This is a genomic window from Aquaspirillum serpens DSM 68 (assembly GCF_000420525.1).
Lineage (GTDB): Bacteria > Pseudomonadota > Gammaproteobacteria > Burkholderiales > Aquaspirillaceae > Aquaspirillum > Aquaspirillum serpens.
Window position 1 is genome coordinate 1 of the sequence record NZ_ATVC01000022.1, and the last position, 23,917, is coordinate 23,917.

29 protein-coding genes are annotated in these 23,917 nt (G+C 48.5%); 8 read left to right on the plus strand and 21 right to left on the minus strand.

The features are described 5' to 3' along the window. The coding region (locus G465_RS15380) for an RNA-guided endonuclease InsQ/TnpB family protein (RefSeq protein WP_022653558.1) at window positions 1-342 on the plus strand (342 nt) is incomplete at its 5' end. Here the strand turns inward: G465_RS15380 and G465_RS13710 are convergent. The 8 genes from G465_RS13710 to G465_RS0105960 form a co-directional block, all read right to left on the minus strand. Continuing rightward, entirely contained in the window at window positions 327-950 is a 624-nt protein-coding gene (locus tag G465_RS13710) for an FAD-dependent oxidoreductase (RefSeq protein WP_022653559.1), read from the minus strand. The genes G465_RS15380 and G465_RS13710 overlap by 16 nt on opposite strands. A 141-nt stretch (window positions 951-1,091) precedes the next feature. Further along, window positions 1,092-2,630 (minus strand): amidophosphoribosyltransferase, encoded by a 1,539-nt coding sequence (purF, locus tag G465_RS0105930; RefSeq protein WP_022653560.1) that lies wholly within the window; start codon window positions 2,628-2,630, stop codon window positions 1,092-1,094. Between the two features lie 29 nt (window positions 2,631-2,659). Further along, window positions 2,660-3,238, minus strand: a complete 579-nt coding sequence (locus tag G465_RS13715; protein ID WP_022653561.1) for a CvpA family protein — start codon at window positions 3,236-3,238, stop codon at window positions 2,660-2,662. A 4-nt stretch (window positions 3,239-3,242) separates the two neighbouring features. Beyond that, window positions 3,243-4,130, minus strand: a complete 888-nt coding sequence (locus tag G465_RS0105940) for an SPOR domain-containing protein (protein ID WP_022653562.1) — start codon at window positions 4,128-4,130, stop codon at window positions 3,243-3,245. A 34-nt stretch (window positions 4,131-4,164) separates the two neighbouring features. Beyond that, window positions 4,165-5,448 carry a bifunctional tetrahydrofolate synthase/dihydrofolate synthase gene (folC, locus tag G465_RS13720; protein WP_022653563.1) on the minus strand — a complete coding sequence of 428 codons (1,284 nt, stop codon included), beginning with the start codon at window positions 5,446-5,448 and terminating at the stop codon, window positions 4,165-4,167. Further along, the gene (locus G465_RS0105950) at window positions 5,445-5,834 is read right to left on the minus strand and encodes a hypothetical protein (RefSeq protein WP_155846502.1); all 390 of its coding nucleotides are present in this window, start codon (window positions 5,832-5,834) and stop codon (window positions 5,445-5,447) included. The genes folC and G465_RS0105950 overlap by 4 nt, the downstream gene beginning before the upstream one ends. A gap of 56 nt (window positions 5,835-5,890) precedes the next feature. Next, window positions 5,891-6,235: a hypothetical protein gene (locus tag G465_RS0105955; RefSeq protein ID WP_022653565.1), complete on the minus strand. Its 345-nt coding sequence runs from the start codon at window positions 6,233-6,235 to the stop codon at window positions 5,891-5,893. A gap of 138 nt (window positions 6,236-6,373) precedes the next feature. After that, window positions 6,374-7,648: an O-acetylhomoserine aminocarboxypropyltransferase/cysteine synthase family protein gene (locus G465_RS0105960; protein WP_022653566.1), complete on the minus strand. Its 1,275-nt coding sequence runs from the start codon at window positions 7,646-7,648 to the stop codon at window positions 6,374-6,376. 224 nt (window positions 7,649-7,872) lie between these two features. Here G465_RS0105960 and prfB point away from each other — a divergent pair. Together prfB and lysS are read left to right on the plus strand one after the other, a co-directional pair. Next, window positions 7,873-8,980 (plus strand): peptide chain release factor 2 gene (prfB, locus tag G465_RS0105965; protein ID WP_155846503.1). Its coding sequence is split into 2 segments (ribosomal slippage): window positions 7,873-7,956 and window positions 7,958-8,980, totalling 1,107 coding nucleotides; the frame shifts between segments, so codons are not numbered across the junction. Window positions 8,981-9,017: 37 nt separating this feature from the next. Then, window positions 9,018-10,526 carry a lysine--tRNA ligase gene (lysS, locus tag G465_RS0105970; protein ID WP_022653568.1) on the plus strand — a complete coding sequence of 503 codons (1,509 nt, stop codon included), beginning with the start codon at window positions 9,018-9,020 and terminating at the stop codon, window positions 10,524-10,526. A gap of 47 nt (window positions 10,527-10,573) precedes the next feature. On the opposite strand, the gene G465_RS0105975 is transcribed toward lysS, so the two are convergent. Beyond that, the gene (locus tag G465_RS0105975) at window positions 10,574-11,059 is read right to left on the minus strand and encodes a hypothetical protein (protein ID WP_022653569.1); all 486 of its coding nucleotides are present in this window, start codon (window positions 11,057-11,059) and stop codon (window positions 10,574-10,576) included. A gap of 335 nt (window positions 11,060-11,394) precedes the next feature. Then, window positions 11,395-11,601 (minus strand): hypothetical protein, encoded by a 207-nt coding sequence (locus G465_RS0105980; protein ID WP_022653570.1) that lies wholly within the window; start codon window positions 11,599-11,601, stop codon window positions 11,395-11,397. A 164-nt stretch (window positions 11,602-11,765) separates the two neighbouring features. Here G465_RS0105980 and G465_RS13725 point away from each other — a divergent pair, with 164 nt between their 5' ends. Further along, the gene (locus G465_RS13725) at window positions 11,766-12,593 is read left to right on the plus strand and encodes a SapC family protein (RefSeq protein ID WP_162138817.1); all 828 of its coding nucleotides are present in this window, start codon (window positions 11,766-11,768) and stop codon (window positions 12,591-12,593) included. A gap of 4 nt (window positions 12,594-12,597) precedes the next feature. Here G465_RS13725 and G465_RS13730 read toward each other — a convergent pair whose 3' ends face one another. After that, window positions 12,598-13,314: a FecR family protein gene (locus G465_RS13730; protein ID WP_155846504.1), complete on the minus strand. Its 717-nt coding sequence runs from the start codon at window positions 13,312-13,314 to the stop codon at window positions 12,598-12,600. Window positions 13,315-13,407: 93 nt separating this feature from the next. On the opposite strand from G465_RS13730, the gene G465_RS0105995 reads away from it, so the two are divergent. From G465_RS0105995 to G465_RS0106010, 4 genes are all read left to right on the plus strand, one after another. Next, window positions 13,408-13,755, plus strand: coding sequence for a hypothetical protein (locus G465_RS0105995; protein WP_022653573.1), 348 nt, complete (start codon window positions 13,408-13,410; stop codon window positions 13,753-13,755). Further along, entirely contained in the window at window positions 13,748-15,397 is a 1,650-nt protein-coding gene (locus G465_RS13735; RefSeq protein ID WP_022653574.1) for a sensor histidine kinase, read from the plus strand. The genes G465_RS0105995 and G465_RS13735 overlap by 8 nt, the downstream gene beginning before the upstream one ends. A 2-nt stretch (window positions 15,398-15,399) precedes the next feature. Beyond that, window positions 15,400-15,777, plus strand: a complete 378-nt coding sequence (locus tag G465_RS13740; protein WP_022653575.1) for a response regulator — start codon at window positions 15,400-15,402, stop codon at window positions 15,775-15,777. A gap of 118 nt (window positions 15,778-15,895) precedes the next feature. Continuing rightward, complete coding sequence (locus G465_RS0106010) at window positions 15,896-16,663, plus strand: response regulator (protein ID WP_022653576.1); 768 nt, start codon at window positions 15,896-15,898, stop codon at window positions 16,661-16,663. On the opposite strand, the gene G465_RS13745 is transcribed toward G465_RS0106010, so the two are convergent. From G465_RS13745 to G465_RS0106060, 10 genes are all read right to left on the minus strand, one after another. Further along, complete coding sequence (locus tag G465_RS13745; RefSeq protein ID WP_022653577.1) at window positions 16,652-17,905, minus strand: GGDEF domain-containing response regulator; 1,254 nt, start codon at window positions 17,903-17,905, stop codon at window positions 16,652-16,654. The two genes, G465_RS0106010 and G465_RS13745, sit on opposite strands and share 12 nt — an antisense overlap. 157 nt (window positions 17,906-18,062) lie before the next feature. Further along, complete coding sequence (locus tag G465_RS0106020; protein WP_022653578.1) at window positions 18,063-18,269, minus strand: SlyX family protein; 207 nt, start codon at window positions 18,267-18,269, stop codon at window positions 18,063-18,065. A gap of 65 nt (window positions 18,270-18,334) precedes the next feature. Further along, window positions 18,335-18,910: a HupE/UreJ family protein gene (locus G465_RS0106025; protein ID WP_022653579.1), complete on the minus strand. Its 576-nt coding sequence runs from the start codon at window positions 18,908-18,910 to the stop codon at window positions 18,335-18,337. Continuing rightward, window positions 18,903-19,529, minus strand: a complete 627-nt coding sequence (gene ureG, locus G465_RS0106030; RefSeq protein WP_022653580.1) for an urease accessory protein UreG — start codon at window positions 19,527-19,529, stop codon at window positions 18,903-18,905. The genes G465_RS0106025 and ureG overlap by 8 nt, the downstream gene beginning before the upstream one ends. Before the next feature lie 27 nt (window positions 19,530-19,556). Beyond that, window positions 19,557-20,237, minus strand: a complete 681-nt coding sequence (locus tag G465_RS0106035) for an urease accessory protein UreF (protein ID WP_027405224.1) — start codon at window positions 20,235-20,237, stop codon at window positions 19,557-19,559. Continuing rightward, window positions 20,224-20,730 (minus strand): urease accessory protein UreE, encoded by a 507-nt coding sequence (ureE, locus tag G465_RS0106040; RefSeq protein ID WP_022653582.1) that lies wholly within the window; start codon window positions 20,728-20,730, stop codon window positions 20,224-20,226. Before ureE ends, G465_RS0106035 begins: the two co-directional genes overlap by 14 nt. Before the next feature lie 9 nt (window positions 20,731-20,739). Continuing rightward, a complete protein-coding gene (gene ureC / locus G465_RS0106045) occupies window positions 20,740-22,440 on the minus strand; it encodes an urease subunit alpha (protein ID WP_022653583.1) in 1,701 nt (566 codons plus the stop codon). Then, complete coding sequence (locus tag G465_RS0106050) at window positions 22,437-22,742, minus strand: urease subunit beta (protein WP_022653584.1); 306 nt, start codon at window positions 22,740-22,742, stop codon at window positions 22,437-22,439. Before G465_RS0106050 ends, ureC begins: the two co-directional genes overlap by 4 nt. 14 nt (window positions 22,743-22,756) lie before the next feature. After that, window positions 22,757-23,059 (minus strand): urease subunit gamma, encoded by a 303-nt coding sequence (locus tag G465_RS0106055; protein WP_022653585.1) that lies wholly within the window; start codon window positions 23,057-23,059, stop codon window positions 22,757-22,759. 28 nt (window positions 23,060-23,087) lie between these two features. Beyond that, window positions 23,088-23,912: an urease accessory protein UreD gene (locus tag G465_RS0106060; protein WP_027405225.1), complete on the minus strand. Its 825-nt coding sequence runs from the start codon at window positions 23,910-23,912 to the stop codon at window positions 23,088-23,090. Window positions 23,913-23,917: the final 5 nt, after the last annotated feature.

Consider the following 23,917-nt stretch of genomic DNA (forward strand, 5'->3'; position numbering starts at 1 on the left):
TCCGGTCTGAATAAGTCCATCCTCGACCAAGGCTGGGGCGAGTTCCGTCGCCAATTGGACTACAAGCTGGTCTGGAACGGCGGCTGGCTGGTTGTCGTGCCACCCCAGAACACCAGCCGCACTTGTCCGTGCTGCGGCCATGTGTCGGCGGACAACCGCAAGACGCAGGCACAGTTTGCGTGCGTCAAGTGCGGTTTCGAGGAAAACGCCGATCTGGTCGGCGCGATCAATGTTTTAAGGGCGGGACACGCCCGGTTCGCCTGTGAAGTGAGCGGTGCAGCAATGCCGCCAGCAGCAGGAACCCACCGAAGCGACTCAGATGCGGCTCAATGCCGCGTCTGAGCGCCGTAGGAATCTCCGGCCTTCAGGCCGGGGAGGATGTCAAAGAAACTGAGGAAAGAAGCCGCAGGAAATTGGCGCATCTTCGCCACCGGTGCCGACCAAATCGCCGCACCCATCGGTAACAAATAGTTTTCTTGCATTTCACGGCTAAAGCCGCTGTTCTGGAGTAACTGGCCTAAAGTCCATTGTTGTTGTCGGGCTTGTTCCAACAATTGCGGTGCTTGTTGGTGTAAACGCAAGATATCGCGCAACATGCGCCAAAATGAAGGCGAAACCAGATTACTGCGTTGAGCGAATAAAGTATTTAAGTTAGTGCCGGCCCATTCCAAACTCGATGCTTCTACTCGCACGCTAAAACTCATCTCGCTCGGATATGTTTTTACGCCGAGCAAATCGAATAAAGCAATTAAGTTTGGATAGGTTCTATCATTATGTACGAGGAAGCCGGTATCCACCGCCAAGTGTTGACCTTCCACCTCAATATCCACGGTATTACTGTGGCCACCAGCACGATGTTCGGCTTCAAATAACGTCACTTGATGATGGTTTCGCAGCAACCATGCTGCAGATAAACCAGCAATCCCAGCTCCAATCACAGCAATGCGCATCGTTTTTCTCCCTTGTTAGAGAGAAGGATAGAGAAAACTATAAATTTGTCAAAGTTTTGTACTGAACAAAAATAAAAATCCCGAAAAAAACCCCGCCCATGACAAGGCGGGGTTTTTAAAATTCACAACATAAACAAGCTGTTAGATTAAATTTTGCTCAGCAACATTTAAATTCATGTCCAACATACCTTGTGTCTTAGCATCATGACGCTGACCGTTGGCATCGCTACGCAAGCTTTCGACTTGATTCAAGTACGCTTCATCAATATCACCAGTGATATAGCGGCCATCGAAACAGGATGTTTCAAAATCAACCAAGTTGCGATTAGCAACATGTACCGCTTCTTTCAAGGCGTCGAGGTCTTGATACACCACGGCGTCAGCGCCAATTTCGCGGGCAATTTCTTCTTCTGTGCGACCCGTGGCTAACAATTCCGCCCGTGTCGGCATATCAATGCCATACACATTCGGGAATCGAACTGCCGGCGCAGCAGAGGCAAAATACACTTTATTTGCGCCGGCATCACGCGCCATCTGTACGATTTCACGGCTGGTAGTACCACGGACGATGGAGTCATCGACCAATAACACATTCTTACCGGCAAATTCGTGACCAATTGCGTTGAGCTTCTGCCGCACCGATTTTTTACGCGTAGCCTGCCCCGGCATAATAAAGGTACGTCCCACATAGCGGTTTTTGATAAAGCCCATGCGGAAAGGTAAACCGAGGTGGTTTGCCAGTTGTAACGCTGAAGGAAGGCTGGTGTCTGGAATTGGAATCACCACATCAATATCAGCCAGTTGTGGATATTCACGGCGGATCTTGTCGCCCAGTTTTTCACCCATCAACAAACGGGTTTGATAGACACTGGCACCATCAATCAGTGAATCAGGACGCGCAAAGTAAACATATTCAAACATACACGGGGTATGGGGTGCAGGATCAGCACACATACGGCTAGACATCGTGCCATCAAAGCGAATCACCACCGCTTCACCTGGGGCGACATCTCGTTCTAATTTAAATCCTAAACAATCCAGTGCTACCGATTCGGAAGCCAACATATATTCAGAAATCGGGCCGTTACGATTGATCCCCAACACCAAAGGCCGAATGCCGTTTGGATCGCGGAAAGCGACTAAGCCAAAGCCAGCGATAATCGCCACTACCGCATACGCACCTTTAACGCGGCGGTTGACCTCAACCACCGCATGGAAAACCGCTTCTTCCGATAATTCGCGGCCATAAATATGTCTTTGCAGTTCATGGGCAAAGACGTTTAACAACACTTCCGAATCAGAATTGGTGTTGATATGGCGGAGGTCTTGCCGGAACATTTCCTCTTTTAATTCATCGGTATTGGTCAAATTACCGTTGTGCGCCAACACAATGCCATAGGGCGAATTGACATAGAAAGGCTGTGCTTCGGCCAAATTCGAGGCAGACCCAGCAGTCGGGTAGCGCACATGACCAATACCCACATGGCCAAATAACGAGCGCATATTGCGGGTGCGGAACACATCACGCACCATCCCGCTACCTTTGTGCATGTGAAAACTGTTGCCGCTGGCCGTTACAATCCCTGCGGCATCTTGACCGCGATGTTGCAAGATTTGTAATCCGTCATACAAAAGTTGATTGACCGGCGATTGACCGACCACACCGAGAATGCCACACATAGTTATTCAAGCCTCTGCGCTAAGCGCGTTCAGTTTGTTGCAGGAGAAGGGCGAGGGTTAGGCGATACTGACGGCGCAGGCATCCAAGCTGGCCGTTCAGGGATCACAAAGAAATAATCTGAAAAGTTGATTTGTTGTGCCAACACAGCCGGCAGCCACGTTGTGGTATGTTGGGCCAAGGTTTCAAATGGCCCCATCAACAACGATTTTTGCCACACTAATTGACGTGGGAAATCAGTTAAACCAGCGAACCATACCAATAGCAGGACAAAAGCGCCACCGCGAATGCTGCCAAAAATTAAGCCCAATAGACGATCGAGCGGGCCTAAGCCAATTCCCCGCAAGAGTGCCGCCACCAGACGAGAAAAAATATCCAGCACCATTCTGGCCACGACCATCAGCGCGACAAAAGTTAATACCGGTCGTAACAAGCTGCCCGGTTCACCGACTGGCAGCCAATCCGCCAAAGCAGGGGTTAGGCTACGTGCAGCAATAAAGGCAACAATCCATGCAAATAGAGAAAACACTTCACGGGTAAAACCGCGCAAGAGCCCCAACAAAGCCGAGCCACCCAAAACAGCGATGATAAGATAATCGAGAATATTCATGCTGTTACTGTGGAATTAAAATTCCACTGACTCCAACCTGAGCTGCCTTTGCCAAAGCCGCTTTTGCATCTTGCTCGTTGTTAAAAGGCCCTAAACGAACACGACTGATTTCACCTTTACTGGTTTCCACACGAGAAATTTTTGCCTGTACCCCAACTGATGCCAATTTTGCCCGCAGCTCATCTGCCTTGGCTGCATCGGATAATGCGGCAATCTGTACGATATAACGCTTGTTGGCGCCAGCACTAGTTTCAGCTGCTTTGGCAGCCGGTTTCTTATCTGCCGCTGCTTCATCAAAGCGGCCTTCTAAGATAGCAGCTGGATCGCGCTTAGGTTTTTCCGCCGGTTTTTCGACTACTTTTGGCGGTGGTTCAACCACAGGTTTCGGTTTTTCTGCCACCGGTGGTTTCTCCACCGGTTTAGCAACCTCTGGAATAGGTTTGGGCTTCTCTTCGGTCTTTTTGACCACCGGCTCAACTTTCACCACTGGTTTTTCAACTGGTTTTGGTTCAACCACCGGTGCTGGTTTTGGCTCGGGCTTAGGCGGTGAAGGGGCTTTAGGCGGCGTGGAATTGGGTACGGCAATCGGGCCGCTTGGCATCACCAAAGGCGGCGGGGTCACGGGGACAGCCGCCGGTGATACTGGGGTCGGTACTGCCGCTTCCACCGGTTCATTCGGTTGCGGTAATTCAGCCGTCGGTGGTGTCGCAGGTGCGACAACGGCCCCGACCACATCGACAGATTCTGGACGCAAATCGGCATTCGGTGGGGCGTTGTCCACCACATTCCATAAAACACCGACAGCGATACCAGTTAAGGCAATTGCTCCCACCAAGCGGCGGCGGGCACGTTTGCGTAACGTGATCAAATCAGCTTGATTATCGCGGCTCATGCCCATCCTTCGGCAAACTTAGGAAATGCGTCTGTTATGGTCGGCCCACTTGGACAGCTGCCGCCACAGTGAAAAACGACCCAAAGACCACGATTCTATCATTTTCATCGGCACGCGATAAAGCCAACTGCCAAGCCTCTGCTACCGAAGGTAGGGTTTCAATCGCGCTGATACCATGATTTTGCAGAGCCTCAGCAATCGCCGCCACCGGCAATGCACGGGGATGATCAATCGGTGCAATCAACCACGTATCAAATTGATCTTTCAACGGTGCAATCACACCATCGATATCTTTATCTGCTAGGACAGAAAAAACAGCGTAACGGTGTTGTGCAAAGCTCAGTTGGGTAAGGTTGGCAGCCAAACCACGCGCCGCATGTGGATTGTGCCCCACATCCCACACCACAACAGGCCGCCCAGGTAACACTTGGAACCGCCCAGGCCATTCCACTTCCACCAAACCACGCCGAATCGCACCCATCGATACGGGTAGCTTATCGTGCATCAGTTCCAGTGCCGCAATCACAGCACTGGCATTATGGATTTGATAGTTGCCGCGTAAAGCAGGAACAGGCAAACCACCACGGCGATTTTCATTCGACCAAAATAACCATTGCTGGCCCTCGCCACGCTGCCCACCAAAATCACGCCCCAATACTCTAAGCGGACAGGCCAAAGCGTGAGCGTGATCTAACAGAGATTGCGGCGGTTCTGGATCGGCACATACCACCGGTTTTGCCTGACGGAATACCCCCGCCTTTTCACGCCCAATTAACTCTCGAGTATCGCCTAACCAATCTTGATGGTCTAAGTCGATGCTTGAAATAATGGCACAGTCAGCATCAAAGACATTCACTGCGTCTAAACGCCCACCAAGCCCCACTTCCAACACCATTACGTCCACTTCGGCTTGCATAAAACACGCCACGGCTGCCAACGTACCGAATTCAAAATAGGTCAGGGAAATATCCCCTCTCGCTTGCTCGACAGCAGCGAGTCCAGCGCAAATTGCCGTATCAGACGCTTCTTCCATATCGATACGCACACGCTCGTTGTAGCGTAATAAGTGCGGCGAGGTGTATGTCCCGACACGAAACCCAGCGGCCCGCAACATGGTTGATAACAGCGCACAAATCGAGCCCTTGCCATTCGTTCCTGCCACAACAAATACTGGGCAAGTTGGGGTAAGTTGCAAACGCTGTTTGACCTGTTGCACACGGTCTAACCCCAATTCAATCGCTTGACCATGTAGCGATTCTAAGTGTGATAACCATGTTGCTAAGGGTGTGTGTTCTGTTAAAAGCGTGGAAGCAGTCAATTTTTTATTACCATTGAGGAAGAAGAGGCAAAGGCCCAATGCCAACGTAACCAGATGCGCAACTGCCGCTGGGCTTCTTGGTGACAACTGTCAGGCCAAATCACATACCGCCCGCCCGACCAGCTGAGTACCAGCCACAGTAGCCAAATTCGGGTTTGGGTATCCAACTGCACCGGCAGCCATTTACCTGCCGCCGTTTGCAACAACAAACCTCCCTGCGGTTCAAGCGCAAAAGCAATAGCAGGCATTTTTTCGCGCCAGCAATATCCTCCCCATAACAAAGGAAGGACAGACCACCACAGCGCATCGAGGGTCAGCGACAACAACAGCGTGCTAAGCCCCATCAGGATTAACAGTGCGTATCGTCGCTGGCGGCTGGGTTGCAAGGGATACTGTTGCTTAGGCGGCATGGCCAAGGCAGAGATGATGATTTAGGGATAACTTAGATTGGGGTGTTACTTAAGTCTTCGTCTAATGAATCAATCAACATCGAGTGAAATTCAACATCAAACCATTCCCAAAAAGCTTTCAGAGAACGATCTGTCGGCCAGACGGTGTTATCTTCATACCAGCTCGACAATTCCATCTCGAACACACGCTCGAAAATCTCGTCGATATAAGCAACGCCTTCTTCAGGTTCGTCGTATTCCGGAATCAGTAACACGGTGCAATCTGCACGCAGATTATCTAACGACAAATCAATGTCGTTGTCTGGCATATTATTTAACCAATCGAGAAACGGTTGTTTCGGTTTGATAACAGCAACAGAACGATCAACAAAATACATACGACCCCCATTACACATTCAGTGCAGGCAGATAATTAAGCGGGGATTGTAACAGGAAGCAGGGTGAGGGGGGCAGGTGAAGCATGAGCAAACCTCCTCGCTGCGATATTCAAGCACGCAGCGAGGAGGACGCTGTGTTTAGGCTTGCGGTTCCAATGCCTGTGTCACATCGGCAATCAAATCTTCAATATGTTCAATGCCGATCGATAAACGCACCATATCAGCAGACACACCAGCTTTTTTCAATTCTTCATCGTTAAGTTGGCGATGAGTCGTAGAAGCCGGATGAGTCGCCAAGCTCTTAGCATCGCCAATATTGACCAAACGGGTAATCAGTTGTAACCGATCAAGGAAAGCCGCCCCCGCTTCACGTCCACCCTTCACGCCAAACGACAGAATGCCAGAGGCTTTACCAGACATATAGCGATCAACCAAGGCCTTAGACGGGCTACCTTCCAGACCGGCGTATTCCACCCAAGCCACTTGTGGATGTTGTAGCAAGAATTTCGCCAGCTGTTGCGTGTTTTCGCAGATACGATCCATCCGCAATGGCAAGGTTTCAATCCCTTGCAAAATCATAAAGCTGTTAAATGGCGAAATAGCTGCGCCCATATTGCGTAATGGGACAACACGAGCACGGGCGATATACGCAGCAGCGCCTAATGCCTCGACATAGTTCACACCGTGATAGCTGACGTCTGGTGTGTTGAGACGAACAAAGCGTTCTTTATGCTCACCCCAAGGGAATTTACCAGAATCAACGATGATACCGCCGATAGTCGTCCCATGACCGCCCATGTATTTGGTCAAAGAATGCACCACAATATCAGCGCCATGCTCAAACGGACGGCACAAATATGGACTTGGCACCGTGTTATCGACAATCAGCGGCAAACCGTTCTGATGCGCCACCTCAGCGAAGGCAGCGAAATCAACCACATTACCTAATGGGTTACCAATCGATTCACAAAACACGGCTTTGGTTTTGGCATCGACTAACGTAGCCACTTGTTCTGGTTGGCGATAATCGACAAATCGCACTTCGATGCCTAATTGCGGCAAGGTATGTGCGAACAGGTTATAGGTACCACCATAGAGCGTTGAAGTGGCAATAATGTTGTCGCCAGCCTCTGCAATGGTTTGAATCGAATACAAAATAGCCGCCATACCGGAAGCCAGCGCCAACGCACCGATGCCACCTTCTAACGCCGCAACCCGTTTTTCCAATACGTCAGTTGTTGGATTCATGATACGGGTGTAGATATTGCCCTGTACCTTCAAGTCAAATAAATCTGCCCCATGTTGCGCGCTATCAAACGCATAACTGGCTGTTTGATATAACGGCACAGCGGCGGCTTTGGTGGTGGGATCAGGAGAATAACCGCCATGCACGGCTAAGGTTTCAATACGCATTGTTCACCTCAATAAAAAGGATTAGGGGCAGAAAAATTAACGGTGTCGTTAAAGCTAACCGTTTCAAGACCAGTTTGCAATAGGCATAAAACGAACAAATCATTACAGCTTCATTCCAAAAAAGCATATTACAGTCTGGCATGGCACATCTTTTAGTGTAAATACAGCACGCCTAAGGTTATAATTTGCGGTTTTTGAAGCCATTTTTGCATTCAGGATCCACCATGCTCGAAGCCGAAGTTCTCAACCAAATTGATAACCAGCTTGCCGATCTCGCCGCCCGTAACGACGAAATTCGGAGGTATCTTTGACTATCCCACCAAACAAGAACGCCTAGAAGAAGTCAGCCGCCTCAGTGAAGACCCCACGATTTGGGAAGACCCGAAACGGGCGCAAGAATTGGGCCGTGAAAAAAAACAACTTGAAGATGTCGTCGTTGTGATCGACCGGATCAGCCAAACCCTAGAAGACGGCGGCGAGCTGTTAGAGATGGGTAAGGCAGAAGAAGACACCGATACTATTTTGGCAGTCAAAGCCGATTTAGATGAAATTGAAAACCTGCTAGCGACATTAGAATTCCGCCGGATGTTCTCCGACCCGATGGATCCGAACAACTGCTTCTTAGACATTCAGTCTGGCGCGGGTGGTACCGAGGCGCAAGATTGGGCGCAGATGTTGTTGCGGATGTATTTGCGTTATTGCGAGCGCAAAGGCTTTACAGCCGAAGTGATCGAAGAATCTGAAGGTGAAGTAGCTGGCATTAAAAGCGCCACCCTGAAAATCAGCGGTGAATATGCCTACGGTTATCTGCGTACCGAAGTTGGCGTCCATCGTTTAGTGCGTAATAGTCCATTCGACTCCAACAATCGTCGTCAAACATCGTTTGCCAGTGTGTTTGTTTATCCCGAAGTCGATGATTCGATTGAGGTTGAAATCAACCCTGCCGATCTGCGGATTGATACCTATCGTGCCTCGGGTGCCGGTGGTCAGCATATTAACAAAACCGACTCCGCCATCCGTATCACGCACAACCCAACAGGGATTGTTGTGCAATGTCAAAACGACCGCTCACAGCATAAAAACCGTGCTGAGGCGATGTCGATGCTGAAAGCGCGCTTATACGAATTAGAATTACGCAAACGCAATGAACAAAAACAAGCGCTTGAAGACAGCAAAACCGATGTGGGTTGGGGACACCAAATTCGTTCTTACGTGTTCGATCAATCGCGGGTGAAAGATTTACGCACCAACGTAGAAGTCGGTAACGTCAGGGCGGTGATGGACGGCGACTTGGATGGTTTCATTGAAGCGAGCCTGAAACAAGGCGTGTAATCCTTAACGCAATCTCTACTTAAATTACGGATTTTTTATGTCAGCACATACCCCCGCCAGCGAGATCGCTGTTGATGAAAACCAGATTATTGCTGAACGTCGGCAAAAACTGCATGCCTTACGCGAACAAGGCATTGCTTTCCCGAATGATTTTAAACGTGAACATCTGGCCGCAAACTTAGCCGCTCAATATGGCGATAAAAGCAAAGAAGAGTTAGAACAACTCGCCATCACTGTCAGTGTGGCAGGCCGGATGATGTTAAAACGGGTGATGGGGAAAGCCAGCTTTGCTACCGTGCAAGATGGCTCTGGCCGGATCCAGTTTTATATTAACGATCAAGGCGTGGGTGCTGATGTGCACGCGGCATTCAAACATTGGGACATGGGCGATATTTTGGCCGCCCGTGGCACTTTGTTTAAAACCAATAAAGGCGAACTGTCGGTTAATGTCAGCGAATTGCGTTTATTGACCAAATCGTTGCGTCCCCTGCCAGAAAAATTCCACGGTTTGACTGACCAAGAGCAGAAATATCGTCAACGCTATGTGGATTTGATCGTCAACGAAGACAGCCGCAAAACCTTCGTTCAACGCTCAAAAATTATCCAAAATGTGCGGGAAACGATGGTTGGCGAAGGCTATTTGGAAGTCGAAACACCGATGATGCACCCCATCCCCGGCGGTGCCACAGCCAAACCGTTTGTGACTCATCACAATGCATTAGACATGCCGCTTTATCTGCGGATTGCTCCAGAGCTGTACCTGAAACGTTTGGTAGTCGGTGGATTGGAGCGCGTGTTTGAGATTAACCGCAACTTCCGCAACGAGGGGATGAGCACCCGCCACAATCCAGAATTCACCATGATGGAATTCTACGAGGCGTATGCAGATTACCAACGGATGATGACCCTCACAGAAACCATTATCCGCCAAGCCGCCATCGCCGCCTGTGGTACCACCGTGGTGCAGTACAATGGTCGTGAAGTCGATTTAGGCCAACCTTTTGCCCGTTTCACCATTTTAGAAGCCATCCGTCATTACAATCCACAATACACTGATGAACAGCTCAATGATACCGCATGGTTGAGCAATGAAATCAAACGCTTGGGCGGTAAATTGCCACCGGCAACCAGCCTCGGTAGTTTGCAGTTGGCGTTGTTTGAGGAAAGTGCAGAAAGCCAGCTGTGGCAGCCAACTTTTATTATCGACTACCCAGCAGAAGTTTCGCCGTTAGCCCGTGCTAGCGATCAACGCGCCGGTATCACCGAGCGTTTTGAATTGTTTGTGGTGGGGCGTGAGTTGGCAAATGGCTATTCAGAGTTGAACGATCCAGAAGACCAAGCCGAACGCTTCTTGAAGCAGGTTGAGCAAAAAGATGCGGGGGATGATGAAGCAATGCACTTTGATGCAGATTACATCCGTGCTTTGGAATATGGCATGGCGCCAACCGGCGGATGTGGTATCGGTATTGACCGTTTGGTGATGTTGTTAACCGATGCACCATCAATCCGTGATGTGATTTTGTTCCCACAAATGCGGCAAGAATAAGTAAGGCACAAGACCCCATTGATAATTCTTTGGGGTCTTTTTTGCCGCTAGACCATTTCAACATCACACTGAGAATGCTTTGCCGCGTGGTTGGATAAGCGTGTTAGCCGGAAAATATTTTTCCGCGAATAAGCACCGAGTTTTTCCACCGCGACACAGGGTCGATTCGAATGACAGCTTGCTTTGCCTCCAAACAAAATCTCCTGCTCATCGATGCTAGTAGGGACAAATAACTTTGCTTCATACTCAGCACCAATTTCTGCAGCAATCGCAATGAACAACTCAGCAAACTTCAGCAAAAACACCTCGCATTGCAACCGCGCAACATCCGACCACACAAAGACATTCTGCTCCACTCGGCGAACATGAATATGCTCTTCTAAAGCAAGAGATGTTGCTTTGAGACACAGACGATTCATAGCACGCCCCACCGCTACTAAAAACGCACCATCAACCAACTCCTGATCGTCAAACTCGGCCTGTGCCTGTTGCAAAATTAAATGTAAAACAACATTGTTCGTCCGCTGCTTCATGGTATCTACCTTTCTCTTTTTACCGCCACCGAATGTCATCATCACAGACTTAAACCTCGAATTGGCTTTATTAACACCTTTGTCTAATACCATTAAAGCAGAAGATATAAACAATTAAAACAACAAAAACAAAGAATTGACATTTATCAGAATAATTTATCTTATACACATTAAAATAACAATGACGAAGTTTTTATAAAAACACATAATGACTTATAGGTAATCAATAAATTGCTATGCCAAAAGAAAATTTGTGTTATGTTTTTGGCAAATAAAAAGGCAGATCCCAAGTTTGGAATCTGCCTTCATACATTTTTTTCATTTTAGCTTGGTTGCTAACGCATCCCAGATTGAGCAGCATGCGCCACCACCGACAACCAAGTCCGCAAATCCTGTGCCGTATGCTCACCAATCCCAGCATTGGGATAGGTGTAGACATAAGGTTGAATCTCTAACGTGGGTTCGGGGGTATCCGCCTGTTGGCTGATATAAGACGAAATCGCTTGCGCCAATTCGGGTAGTGCAATCGTTGTTTCTGACATCTTTGTTCTCCTCTATATAGATGGCTTTTTTGATAGCAGCCATTCAATTTGTCATATCGTAAAGCGATTTTGTGACAAAAGAAAGATGTTCGTTTAAAAATCTCATGAAGTCGCAGCAGTTCGCTGGTCATCCCCTCCATTTTTTGTCAGAATCCGCCAACTTCATGATGCTTGTTACAAAGGTAGAGACTATGCCGCAATACCATCCCATTTCATTTGAGCGCCACGGTAATCAACAATGGAAACGCTACTCCAACTATTTATTTGCCGCTACGGATGCCATTGCCCCACTGACAGCACCGGAACTGGCAAAAGCGGTGTTAAGCCTTGCTATTGCATTTGTCCCAGTGAACGATCGTTTTACCGTGGTGGCAGTACAAGGACTGCAACCTAACCAAAACCTGTTGGTGTTACCTGATGGTCGTTGGGCGGGTGACTATATCCCTGCTCGCTATCGCGGCCATCCATTTGCCTTGTTGGACAGCACAGACGGACAGCAGGTGTTATGTATTGATGAAGCCGGCGATCATTTAACCTCTGAAGGCGGTGAGCATTTCTTTGATGAGCCAGGTAAACCAAGCCAAGTCATCAATGAATTGCTGACGTTCCTCGGCCATGTCAAAACGGCAGATGCCGCCACTCGGCAGATGTGTGATGTTTTACAGCAGTATCAATTAATTGTGCCGTGGCCGTTAACTGTGCAAACCGCCGAGGGCGATAAAACAGTGGAAGGTTTGTTCCGTGTTGACGAGGCGGCATTTAACGCCTTGCCAGCAGAAGCCCTGTTTCATATCCGCCAAGCCGGCGCTCTGCCTTTGGTGTATTGCCAACTGCTGTCGATGCAAAATATCGCTAAGCTCAGCCAACTTGCTGTTCTACACGCGCAAATTCAGGCACAACAAGCTGCAGCAACACCTGCCGCAGCATTAAGCCAAGGTGCTGAGCTGAACCTTGAATTTTTGAAACAAGGTGACACTCTGCGTTTCAGTTAATTGCCTAATAATAACTACCCTCTGAATATGAGTTGATGTCAAACGGCAGGCTGCGATATTGCAGCGCTTCTAACATCAATAACTCATCATCGGTATGGTTATAAACGCCCCCGGGGACAGGCTCAATCGGCTGTTGTTCTCGGGGGTAGATATACACCGGCCGATCATGATGAAACGAGGTATAGCGCATAGCTTGTTGTGGGTTGGCCGTCGGCTGAAGATGAGTCCAGCCATAACACAAACAAAAATAGGTTCGCTCTGGTTCTACCTCGAAATAACAACCCGTCCCCCGAATCCCCATGGTTGCCACTGGCGTATGTAAGGTTTTTTCACCGCGTCCAAATACAGCCAGCAATTTCCCAGTGATAACCCGAAAAAACTGTTGTGCATCTTCGCCAAACAAGACTTCGGATTGATCGCGTTGTAAATAGGCTTCCTCACCAATGACATACACCACATGGGCATGTTTTCCTGTGGTAATCCGGTCAGTTCGGCGCACCAAATCACCCACTTTAGCAAGCCGACCATTGATCCATACCTGACCTTGTAGTGTACGGATGCCTTGAATGACCGCCGCCTGACTTGCTAAAACAGATTGAATCGCAAATAAAGGAGAAAGTGCGGATATTGCGCCGAGGTTAATGATCTTTTCTAATGATTTTCTTTTTTTAATATCCATTTTTCGATAATAATTTGATTGTTCACCGAATAATTTATTCACGATTTTGCCCAATACTAGGGAACATCCGAGTGGGTTTTTTAGAAAAATTACTCTACTCTTGAGGCTAGATGCTTATGATAAGGGCAACAGTCTATGACAAACTACCGTTACTTTAATCCAGAGCATGCCCTCGCCCCGTTACGCGGCGACAAACAAGGGTTTCGACTGTTAGCACAAGCATATGCACAAGAGTTACCTCTGCACCTCGCCCAACTACAACAACACAATTTACCCGCCCTGCGACAGCTTCTACATCAGCTCTCTGCCACCTTTGGCATTTTTCAATGCCAAATCGGCCAAGATATCGTACACACACTGAGACAACATCTCACACAATCGGATGATTTTCCGTTCGAAGATAGCCAACAACTAGAAAAAATTATGAATTCCCTCAATGAAGAACTGACCCATTATTTACAACTAGGAGAGACAGATGTTTAAACGTCTCTTATCTTCACACCATCTCACCACCATTTTGCCCGTTTTCCTACTCTGCGTTTTGTTAGGGCTATGGTTTGGAATTAATGCTCTGATTAAGCATGATAAAAAAATCAGTATCACTCACCAACAAGAAATTGATCGTAATTTAGTCCGTGCCTTAGAGGAACATATCGATAGCGTGATTCGTGAAGTCGATCAAACCACCCGTTTTCTTAAATTTCGTTACGAAAAATCTCCCGAACAAGTTGATATTGTGTCATTTCTTGAACAAGAAGTGATTATTAACCGCTATTTTACTCAAATTGGCATTATCGATGAGCATGGTTTTTTAACCATGACCAATAAGCGCGATTTTAAGCGAGTTGATTTGCGTGACCGTGAGCATTTTTTAGTGCATAAACAAGCTAAAGATCGTGGGCTTTTTATTAGCAAACCGATTTTAGGCCGGTCTTCTGGCAAATGGTCAATTCAATTCACTCGCCGTATCAATAAACCCAATGGTGATTTTGGTGGGGTAGTCGTGGTCTCAGTCGATCCATTTTACTTTACTCAACTTTATCAAGATGTCCATACCAACCATAATGGCGTGATTTTGTTAGTGGGCTTAGATGGCATTATTCGCACCACCAAAAGTGCAGGTTTCTTAAAAATGGGGGAAAATATTGCTCATCACCCTTGGTTCCAATTATTAAAAAATCCAAAACAGCCTTTTATCCAAAAACAATTTACGGGTTATGGCAACCACACGTGGCAACTGTCGGCCACGACACTCGATAAATTCCCCATTTCTGTGGTGCTGATGCATAAAGATAGCTCTATTTTACAAGAGCATGAAGAAAGACAAGAATATCTGATTTTACTAGGCGGATTTAGCTCTCTGTTCTTAGTGTTATTTGGTGGTTATATTTTATGGCAAGCCCACCGCTTACAACGCAGCCAAGCCGCAGCAGAATCAGCTAATAAAATGAAGTCTGAATTCCTTGCCCACATGTCACATGAATTAAGAACACCGCTTAATGGCATTTTAGGGGCAGCTGAATTGATCCAAGAAAGCGAAGAAGTCGAAGAATGCCGTGAATTGGCCGTGATGATTCACAGCAGCGGTAAGCAATTACATCAACATGTTGATATGGTGTTAGACCTAGCACGACTTGAAGCCGGCAAAATGACGTTACAAACCAAGCCGTGTCAACTGGCCGAGATCTTGCAACAGGCCTGCAATCAACACCAACATTTTGCCCGTCAAAAAAATCTTTCTGTTGAACGGCGATGGGACAGTGAACAATTAGGCTGCGCCGAGGTCGATCCAGTTCGCTTGAGTGAAATCATCAGCAACTTGCTACATAACGCAATTAAATACACGCCACAAGGCAAGGTAACCATTGAAGCCACCCGACAACCCCATCATTTGATGATTAAAGTCACCGATACCGGCATTGGCATCAATGAAGAAGATTTACCGTATATCTTCGACAAATTTCGCCAAATCGAACGGTTTGTAACGCGCTCACAAGGCGGCTCTGGCTTGGGCTTGGCATTAGTACGTGAATTAAGTAGCCTGATGGGTGGTAACATTCAAGTGCAATCAACGCCCAACCAAGGGAGTTGTTTTATTCTTGAACTGCCATTACAGGACACTTAGCCATGACAAAACATGCCTCAGTTTTAATTGTTGATGATGAAGAAATCAATCGCCGCGTCGCCACCCTGTTTTTAGAACGAGCCGGTTATGCAGTGCGGGCAGTGAAAGACGCGGCTGAGGCATGGGCAATTTTGCAACAACAAGATTTTGATCTTGTGTTGTTAGACATCAGTATGCCGGGGGAAAGCGGCATCAGCCTATGTCAACGCATCCGCCAAGATTACCGAGGCAACCAACCAGCAGTCATTGCCTACACAGCGCATGCGATGGCAATTGAACAGGACGAAATCCGCCAAGCCGGTTTTGATGCCATTGCCACAAAACCGGTATCCAAACAAGGTTTACTGCAGCAAATAGCAGACATTTTACAAAAACGTTAAATGCTAAAAATTCATTAAAAATTTGACAAGGCGCATCACGTAACACCTTGTTTCCCGCTAAAATCAATCAAACACTTAAATTTTTAACGAATTTGTTTTCTAGCAAAAGGATGCCATCGTGCCCGTGCCTGCCCATAGCCGTGTGCTGATTGTCGAAGATTCATTGATTCACGAAGTTTTGTTGCGTTGTTGGCTAGAACAATCTGGTGCCCATTTAGCGATGGCCGGAGATTTAGCCGAGGCAAGACGGTTGATCGAAGCAGGCGAACCCTTCAGCCATGCTTTGATAGATATTCAGTTACCCGATGGACTAGGGTCTAGCTTGGTGACAACCCTGCGGCAAGCCGAGTGTCGCTGCATTATTGCAATGGCGTCTTTTGATGAAACCACCATCCACGAGCTAGCAGGTTGTGGGTTTGATTATGTGCTGGACAAACCCATCGACCATCAACAACTGTTGCGCGCACTACAGCCACACGAAACACACCACCACAGTGGTTTATTGGCGTTATTTGAAGAAGACCCTGTAGAAGAATTTAATTTAGCTGCCGCACTCGAACGCTTTGGTGGTGAACACAGTTTATATCAACATATTGTGCAATTGTTTTTACAGCAATGGCCTCTACACAAAGAAGCGATGTTCTTACAAATTACTGAACCAGCACAATTGGTTAAAACGGTACAAAGCTTGATTAGCTTAATTAGCCAAGTGGGTTTTACTACGGTGATCAAGAATGAATTACATAATTTAGAAACCAAAGCAACATTATGGTCAATCGCCGCACGTTTTCACCATGTTTGCCACATTAGCAATCGAATTGAAAATTATCTGCCCTTGTTGCGCGAACACATCGCCCAGCCACAGAAAAAATCTTCATACGCTTAACCCAGCCAATATCAAACTGCCTTTTGCTTGTTTTTTTGCCTGGTACATCGCTTTATCAGCCAAAGTTAATAACTCGGTCGCTGTTTTCCCGTGCTGTGGAATGAGGGTAATGCCAATACTGGCACTCATCTGGCGTGGTTGTTCATTTAATAGCATCACGCCTTTAATCGCTTCTAACAAACGCCCAGCAATTTTCAAGGCATTTTCTGCTGTTTGTACGTCATAACACAACACAACAAATTCATCACCACCAATTCGTGCCACAAAATCGTCTGCCGGTAAATGACTGCGCAGACGTTGGGCAATGATTCTTAACGCCTGATCACCACAATCATGGCCTAATTCATCATTAATGGGCTTAAAACCATCTAAATCAATAAATAACAAAGCATGTTTCTTGTCACTGGAAGCAGCCGAATGGAGGATAAGTTCCATCGTTTCATTTAGATAGGCTCGGTTTGGCAGTCCGGTTAAACTGTCATGCATCGCTAAAAATTCGACTTTTCTGAGACCAATTTCTTCCTCAGAAATATCACTGACCAAGCCAATAAATAATGTTTCATGGTTGCGGCGAATTTCAGTTACGGATAATCGCATGGGAAACACTTCGCCATTTTTCCGGAGCCCCTGCACTTTACGGCCCACGCCAATGATGTGCGCTGTACGGTCTTTTTGATAGCGTTCGAGATGTGCATCATGTTTCTCTGAATAAGGTTTTGGCATTAAGCATTTTATATTTTCACCCAAAACCTCATGGTAAGCATACCCGAAGATTCGTTCAGCAGCCCGATTATAACTTTTAATCAACCCTTTTTGATCAATAGTAATAATTCCTTCAAATACATTATCGAGAATATTAAATAAACTCTCTTGCATCATCACTACACGCCGCATTGCATTTAAACGCGCCAGCAATAAACGTAGATTAACTGGCTTAATCACATAATCATCAGCGCCAGCATCGAAACCTTTTAGAATGTCACTCTGCTCATTGAGTCCTGTCATCATCACAATCGGAACCCAGTGGTCTTCCGATAAGGCACGAATAGTTTTGGTTGCCTCAATTCCATCCATGATCGGCATCATGACATCCATCAAAATCAAGTCGGGGGTTTCTTGCAAGTAACTATCAATCGCTTGCTGACCGTTCTCGACATGGTTGACGGTATAACCACATTTTTCCAAGTACAAAATGACCGGTAACGCCGCTATATGACAATCATCAGCAAAGAGAATTTTCATAAAAACACCAAAAAATTTATTTAATTACCAAATAACGTTTATTTTTACGTTATTGATATAGTTACTTTGCTTTCATTACAGCACAGATTTTGCCGATTGCGAAAGATGATCGAAAAAAAGCCCAGCTCTCGTTGAGCTGGGCTAGTGGAGTCTTGGCTCAGTAATGGGGCGGGATTTCTTGTTCTAGCGAACGTGGGTCGGGGATATCGGGTGCATGGTGCAAGATCATTTGATACAGCAAACGCACATTTTTTTCTAACTCGTCAATTTGCAGCTGTTGACGAGCAACGGTAGCGTTGAGCGACTCGACCAACTCGTTTTGATAAGCCAGTTGGATTTCTAATTCAATCAGGTGGCTTTCCATAGCAGCGTTCCGTGTGGAATGGCGAAGCGCTATTGTATGCCGAGAAAACCACCCGTTTGCAATGATTAAAAGCTCAGTGCCAACAAGGTACCGCCACAGACGGTCAAACCACCCCCTAACACTCGACTGATCAGCACAGCCGGCGAACGACCAGCAAGGCTTCGTACCAGCACAAAACCAAGGCCATGTAAAATAGCACTCGCAAGCACAAAACCGATGCCATAGTGCAAACCTGACACTGCCGCCGGCATTTCAACCCCATGCGCCGCCCCATGCCACAGGGCAGACAATGCAAATAACACCAGTGCCACACTCGGAGCGATACGGCTCAACGCGATCAGCAACAACCCCATTAACAATACCGAACTGGCAATGCCTTGTTCCAACCACGGCAAAGCCCCGCCTTGCCAGCCGATCACCGCGCCAGCAGTCAACATTAACAAGAATACTGCCGGCGCTTGCCAACGCAAATGATCTCGCTGTTGTGCCGACCATAAACCCACAGCCAGCATCGCCAAAATATGATCTAGGCCAACAAAAGGATGGCTAAGACCGTGCCACAAGCCACCGTCGGCATGTCCGCTATGCGCACTGGCCGTAGCAGATAACACCATCAACATCGCAGCAACAACTTTACGCATCGATTTCTCCTAATTTTAATAAGCCTTTATGTTCAATAAACTGGATGATGTGCTCTAAACCGTGATTGATTTTTAAGTTAGAAAACACAAAAGGACGTTCACCACGCATTTTCTTGGCATCACGCTCCATCACTTCTAACGATGCCCCAACCATCGGTGCAAGGTCGATTTTATTAATCACCAACAAATCGGACTTACAAATACCGGGCCCCCCTTTGCGGGGAATTTTGTCACCGGCAGAGACATCAATCACATACAGCGTTAAATCGGATAATTCTGGGCTAAAGGTAGCTGCCAGATTATCGCCACCGCTTTCAATAAAAATAATATCCAGCCCTGGGTGTCGTTGATTAAGCCGCGCTACGGCTTCAAGATTGATCGACGCATCCTCGCGAATCGCCGTATGTGGGCAACCACCAGTTTCAACCCCAATAATCCGATCAGCAGCAAGGGCTTCGTTTTTAACCAGAAATTGCGCATCTTCTTGCGTGTAAATGTCGTTAGTCACCGCCGCTACGTTGTAGCGCTCGCGCAAAGCCTGACATAACGCCCACGTTAAATGGGTTTTTCCTGAGCCGACCGGCCCCCCGATACCCACACGCAAAGCGGGTTGTTTCATGATGTTGTGTCCTCTGAAAATGAAAATTTATGACCGAAATAAGCGGCTGTATTGGGTTTCGTGTTTCAGTGCCGCCAAGCTAAAGCGTGGAGCAAAGTTGTTGAGTTCTTCTTCTGGCAGATTCCACGCCAAGGCAGTGGCCTCGTGTAGCTGTGGCAACAGGGCGGAAATCAGTTGTTGTCCGGCGCTTTGGCCCATCGGCATCGCCTTCATCAACACCATGACCTGATTTTCTAACCAACTCCATAACCATGCCGCCACCGCCGCCTCGCCTGCAATGGCAAATTGATGTGCCGCCACCGCCCACACCACCGGCAAGCTATACGGGGTTTGCAATTGCTCCGGCCACCCCTCGGCACCTTCTGGCAACACCGACAGTAATTGATGCAGGGAATAGGCCATTTGCTCGGTTTCTAAACGCTGCTCTCGACTTTCACGGCTGGCTAATACCCGTTGATTAAGATGGCCCAATAGGGCTTGGTTACCCGCCGCCGCCGCCCGACACGCCTGCGCCAGCAAAGCGGCATCAAAATGTGCCAAGGGCCCCATCAAAATGGCAGACAGCCAATGTTCCGCACTTTTCGCGTCATACACCCAACCGAGGTCTAACGCGGTCTCTAACCCTTGCGAGTAGCTATAGCCACCAATCGGCAGGGCAGGACTGGCTAGGCGTAGCCACTGCAAAGCAGCAACATTAAGCGGCATCATGATGGCGGCCAAATAAATGGAGTTTGGGGGCGTAGTGAAACGCGGATTCTTGCCCATGTGAATGGTGATGGCCGCCGCCGTACGCCCCTTGTTCTGGCTCAAACGGTGCAATAATGCGTTCTACCACCAACCCCATTTGGCACAACATCTCGGCCAAAACGTCATCTTCCGCCAAACGCAGCCAACCCTGTCCCACTTGCACTTTGACATGGCGATTGCCCAAGTGATAAGCGGCTTTCGCCAAACTGGCGGCATCGGCACAACGCACTTGCAACAATTTTTCATCAGCAGCCCGAATCGCGACACAACGCCCATCGTCAGCCAATAAATAATCTCCCTCGCGCAAACTGCGGCTATCCGAGGGCAATAACACCCCGACCTCTTCCCCATCGGCGGTTTGCGTCAATAAGCGGCGTTTGGTGCGTAATTCGAATGGCAAGACCAACTCGGCCACCGGCACCCCTTCTTGACAAAATTGTCGTAATACCAACATCGCCGCCTCCTAAAACAAAAAGTAGCGTTGTGCTAAAGGCAAGACCTGTGCCGGCTCACACCACAACAGTTGACCATCGGCTTTTACGCGATAATTCTCGGGATCGACTTCAATCACCGGCAGATAGTTGTTGTGCAATAAATCGGTCTTTTTCACCTCACGACAGCCTTGCACCGCAACCAAACGCTTTTTCAAACCAAGCTGCCCACCGATATCAGCCTCTAATGCAGCTTGGGATATAAAAGTCACGCTTGTTGCAGCGACAGCGGCGCCATAACTACCGAACATGGGCCGATAATGCACCGGCTGTGGCGTGGGAATACTGGCGTTAGCATCACCCATCACCGCCGCCGCAATCATACCGCCTTTGAGAATTAAGCTCGGTTTCACCCCAAAAAACATCGGCTTCCACAACACCAAATCGGCCAGTTTCCCAACTTCAATGCTGCCGACTTCATGCGAAATACCGTGGGTAATGGCCGGATTGATGGTGTATTTGGCGAGATAGCGTTTAATACGGGCATTGTCATGATGCTGACCGTCTTCGGGCAATGGCCCACGCTGCCGTTTCATTTTGTCGGCTGTTTGCCAACAACGCAGAATGGTTTCTCCCACCCGCCCCATGGCTTGCGAATCAGAGGACATCATCGAAAATGCACCAAGATCGTGCAAAATATCCTCGGCTGCGATGGTTTCGCGTCGAATACGGCTTTCGGCAAATGCCACATCCTCGGCAATACTCGGGTCGAGGTGATGACACACCATCAGCATATCGAGATGTTCGTCAATGGTATTGATGGTGAAGGGGCGAGTCGGGTTGGTGGAGCTGGGCAATACATTCAGTTCACCGCAGGCTTTAATAATATCTGGCGCGTGCCCACCGCCGGCCCCCTCGGTGTGATAAGTGTGGATGGTGCGGCCTTTGAATGCGGCCAGTGTCGTTTCAATAAAACCCGATTCGTTTAAGGTATCGGTATGAATCGCCACCTGCACATCCATTTCATCTGCCACTGTCAGACAATTATCAATCGCCGCTGGTGTAGTACCCCAATCCTCATGCAGTTTTAAGCCAATCGCCCCAGCGCGCACTTGTTCACGCAGTGGCTCCGGTAAACTGGCATTGCCTTTGCCAGTAAAGCCTAAATTCATCGGGAAGGCTTCTGCGGCTTTTAACATCTGTGCCATATGCCACGGGCCGGGAGTACAGGTGGTGGCATTGGTCCCTGTGGCTGGGCCGGTGCCACCGCCAATCATGCTGGTAATGCCCGACATCAGGGCTTCTTCGATCTGTTGTGGGCAAATAAAATGAATATGCGTGTCAATGCCGCCGGCAGTAACAATCATCCCCTCCGCCGCAATAATTTCGGTCGAAGCGCCAATCACAATGTCCACCGCGGGTTGAATGTCTGGGTTACCGGCCTTGCCAATCGCCACAATACGGCCCTGTTTCAAACCAATATCGGCTTTGACAATCCCCCAATGGTCAAAAATCAAAGCATTGGTCAATACCGTATCAGCAACATCTGCTGCTAGCGCTTGGCTTTGTCCCATCCCATCGCGAATCACTTTACCGCCGCCAAATTTCACCTCTTCACCGTACACGGTGTAGTCATATTCAACCTCGGCAAACAATTCGGTATCGGCCAAACGTACTCGGTCACCCACCGTCGGGCCGAACATTTCAGCATAGGCTTGTCGTGAGATTTTCATAATGCCCCCATCACATCACCGTGAAAGCCATACACGTGGCGCGTGCCAGCAAAAGCAACCAGCTCCACCGTGCGACTTTGACCGGGTTCAAAACGCACCGCTGTCCCAGCAGGGATGTTCAAGCGATACCCCCGCGCTTGTTGGCGGTCGAATAACAACGCCCGATTCACCTCGGCAAAATGATAGTGCGAGCCAATTTGCACCGGCCGATCACCGCTGTTTGCCACCACCAACGACAGCGTATCGCGGCCTTCATTCAACGTGATGTCACCGGCGGCAGGAAGAATTTGTCCTGGAATCATGTTTTTCTCGCTGATTAAATAATGGGCTGGTGCACAGTGACCAGTTTTGTGCCATCCGGAAAAGTTGCCTCGACCTGAATCTCTGTCACCATCTCGGCAATTCCCTCCATCACATCATCACGACCTAACAAGGTAGTGCCATAGTGCATCAGGTCTGCGACGGTGCGGCCCTCTCGTGCCCCCTCCATAATCGCCGCACTAATCAATGCCACCGCTTCGGGATAATTCAGTTTCAAACCGCGTGCCCGTCGCCGCTCGGCCAATAGCGCAGCGGTGAAAATCAATAATTTATCTTTTTCTCGTGGGCTCAGCTCCATCCCATCCTCCTTTGTTATTGCTGTTCGACTAGGTACGCCAAATTCGTGGGGTATCAGCATGTCGCTGATGGGTATGGGGATAAAGCAGTTCTCGTGCCGCCCGTAACCAATGCCACGCCGCTTCTGCGCTGTCGCCAATAAAACGCGCCAGCCACACTTCGGGTAGTTGTGTTGCTCCTGCCTCCCCCTTGCAGGGCAAAGCCAAAATTTCTTGGTGACAGGCATCAGGAATCTGCCCTGTCCACAGCAAAGTGGCGATGACACTGTGACCACCTAGCCCAATCGCCGACTGCCATAGTGGATCACTGGCAGCTAGGCGCGTGTGTTCACACCATAACAACTGCTGTTGTCGCCAAATTTCGGTGCGCTGTCGCCAATATCCCTGTTGAAATGGTTTGTTACCGGCAGGACGGCCAAAGCACACCACCTCCCCCCACAGCAAAGCGGCATCGGGTTGCAGATCAAAACGGTTTTGTGATTGCACCTGTGCACCATCAAAGACAATGGTTTCCAAGGGCAGCCACGCTAAACGGCTATGCCGCGCCAAGTTGACGGTCAAGGTTTGTTGTGCCGCTTGCCCAAAGCCGTTGTACCACTTCGCCGCACCAGCCGATGTGATAAGCACATCGGCATCCTGCTCTAAGGCAATGTCGAGTGCTAATACATCACCACCGGCAATGCCACCGGGGGGATGCAAAATAATGTGCTGACAGCTGCCATCCGGTTGCACAAAATGTTTTTGTACCCGCAATGGGCCTTGATGCTGGCGCAAAATCGGGACGGTACGCCCATGTCGTTGACCATAGCGTAGTTGCAAACTGGCATACCACACCGGTGTTCCCCTCTCGTTCATGTGGC

Bases quoted from the DNA above. Each gene is read 5' to 3' on its own strand.
- G465_RS13710 (WP_022653559.1), bottom strand. From the start codon at position 950: ATGCGCATTGCTGTGATTGGAGCTGGGATTGCTGGTTTATCTGCAGCA.
- purF (WP_022653560.1), bottom strand. From the start codon at position 2,630: ATGTGTGGCATTCTCGGTGTGGTCGGTCAATCGCCGGTCAATCAACTT.
- G465_RS13715 (WP_022653561.1), bottom strand. From the start codon at position 3,238: ATGAATATTCTCGATTATCTTATCATCGCTGTTTTGGGTGGCTCGGCT.
- G465_RS0105940 (WP_022653562.1), bottom strand. From the start codon at position 4,130: ATGAGCCGCGATAATCAAGCTGATTTGATCACGTTACGCAAACGTGCC.
- G465_RS0105955 (WP_022653565.1), bottom strand. From the start codon at position 6,235: ATGTATTTTGTTGATCGTTCTGTTGCTGTTATCAAACCGAAACAACCG.
- G465_RS0105960 (WP_022653566.1), bottom strand. From the start codon at position 7,648: ATGCGTATTGAAACCTTAGCCGTGCATGGCGGTTATTCTCCTGATCCC.
- lysS (WP_022653568.1), top strand. From the start codon at position 9,018: ATGTCAGCACATACCCCCGCCAGCGAGATCGCTGTTGATGAAAACCAG.
- G465_RS0105975 (WP_022653569.1), bottom strand. From the start codon at position 11,059: ATGAAGCAGCGGACGAACAATGTTGTTTTACATTTAATTTTGCAACAG.
- G465_RS0105980 (WP_022653570.1), bottom strand. From the start codon at position 11,601: ATGTCAGAAACAACGATTGCACTACCCGAATTGGCGCAAGCGATTTCG.
- G465_RS13725 (WP_162138817.1), top strand. From the start codon at position 11,766: ATGATGCTTGTTACAAAGGTAGAGACTATGCCGCAATACCATCCCATT.
- G465_RS0105995 (WP_022653573.1), top strand. From the start codon at position 13,408: ATGACAAACTACCGTTACTTTAATCCAGAGCATGCCCTCGCCCCGTTA.
- G465_RS13735 (WP_022653574.1), top strand. From the start codon at position 13,748: ATGTTTAAACGTCTCTTATCTTCACACCATCTCACCACCATTTTGCCC.
- G465_RS13740 (WP_022653575.1), top strand. From the start codon at position 15,400: ATGACAAAACATGCCTCAGTTTTAATTGTTGATGATGAAGAAATCAAT.
- G465_RS13745 (WP_022653577.1), bottom strand. From the start codon at position 17,905: ATGAAAATTCTCTTTGCTGATGATTGTCATATAGCGGCGTTACCGGTC.
- G465_RS0106020 (WP_022653578.1), bottom strand. From the start codon at position 18,269: ATGGAAAGCCACCTGATTGAATTAGAAATCCAACTGGCTTATCAAAAC.
- G465_RS0106025 (WP_022653579.1), bottom strand. From the start codon at position 18,910: ATGCGTAAAGTTGTTGCTGCGATGTTGATGGTGTTATCTGCTACGGCC.
- ureG (WP_022653580.1), bottom strand. From the start codon at position 19,529: ATGAAACAACCCGCTTTGCGTGTGGGTATCGGGGGGCCGGTCGGCTCA.
- G465_RS0106035 (WP_027405224.1), bottom strand. From the start codon at position 20,237: ATGATGCCGCTTAATGTTGCTGCTTTGCAGTGGCTACGCCTAGCCAGT.
- ureE (WP_022653582.1), bottom strand. From the start codon at position 20,730: ATGTTGGTATTACGACAATTTTGTCAAGAAGGGGTGCCGGTGGCCGAG.
- ureC (WP_022653583.1), bottom strand. From the start codon at position 22,440: ATGAAAATCTCACGACAAGCCTATGCTGAAATGTTCGGCCCGACGGTG.
- G465_RS0106050 (WP_022653584.1), bottom strand. From the start codon at position 22,742: ATGATTCCAGGACAAATTCTTCCTGCCGCCGGTGACATCACGTTGAAT.
- G465_RS0106055 (WP_022653585.1), bottom strand. From the start codon at position 23,059: ATGGAGCTGAGCCCACGAGAAAAAGATAAATTATTGATTTTCACCGCT.
- G465_RS0106060 (WP_027405225.1), bottom strand. From the start codon at position 23,912: ATGAACGAGAGGGGAACACCGGTGTGGTATGCCAGTTTGCAACTACGC.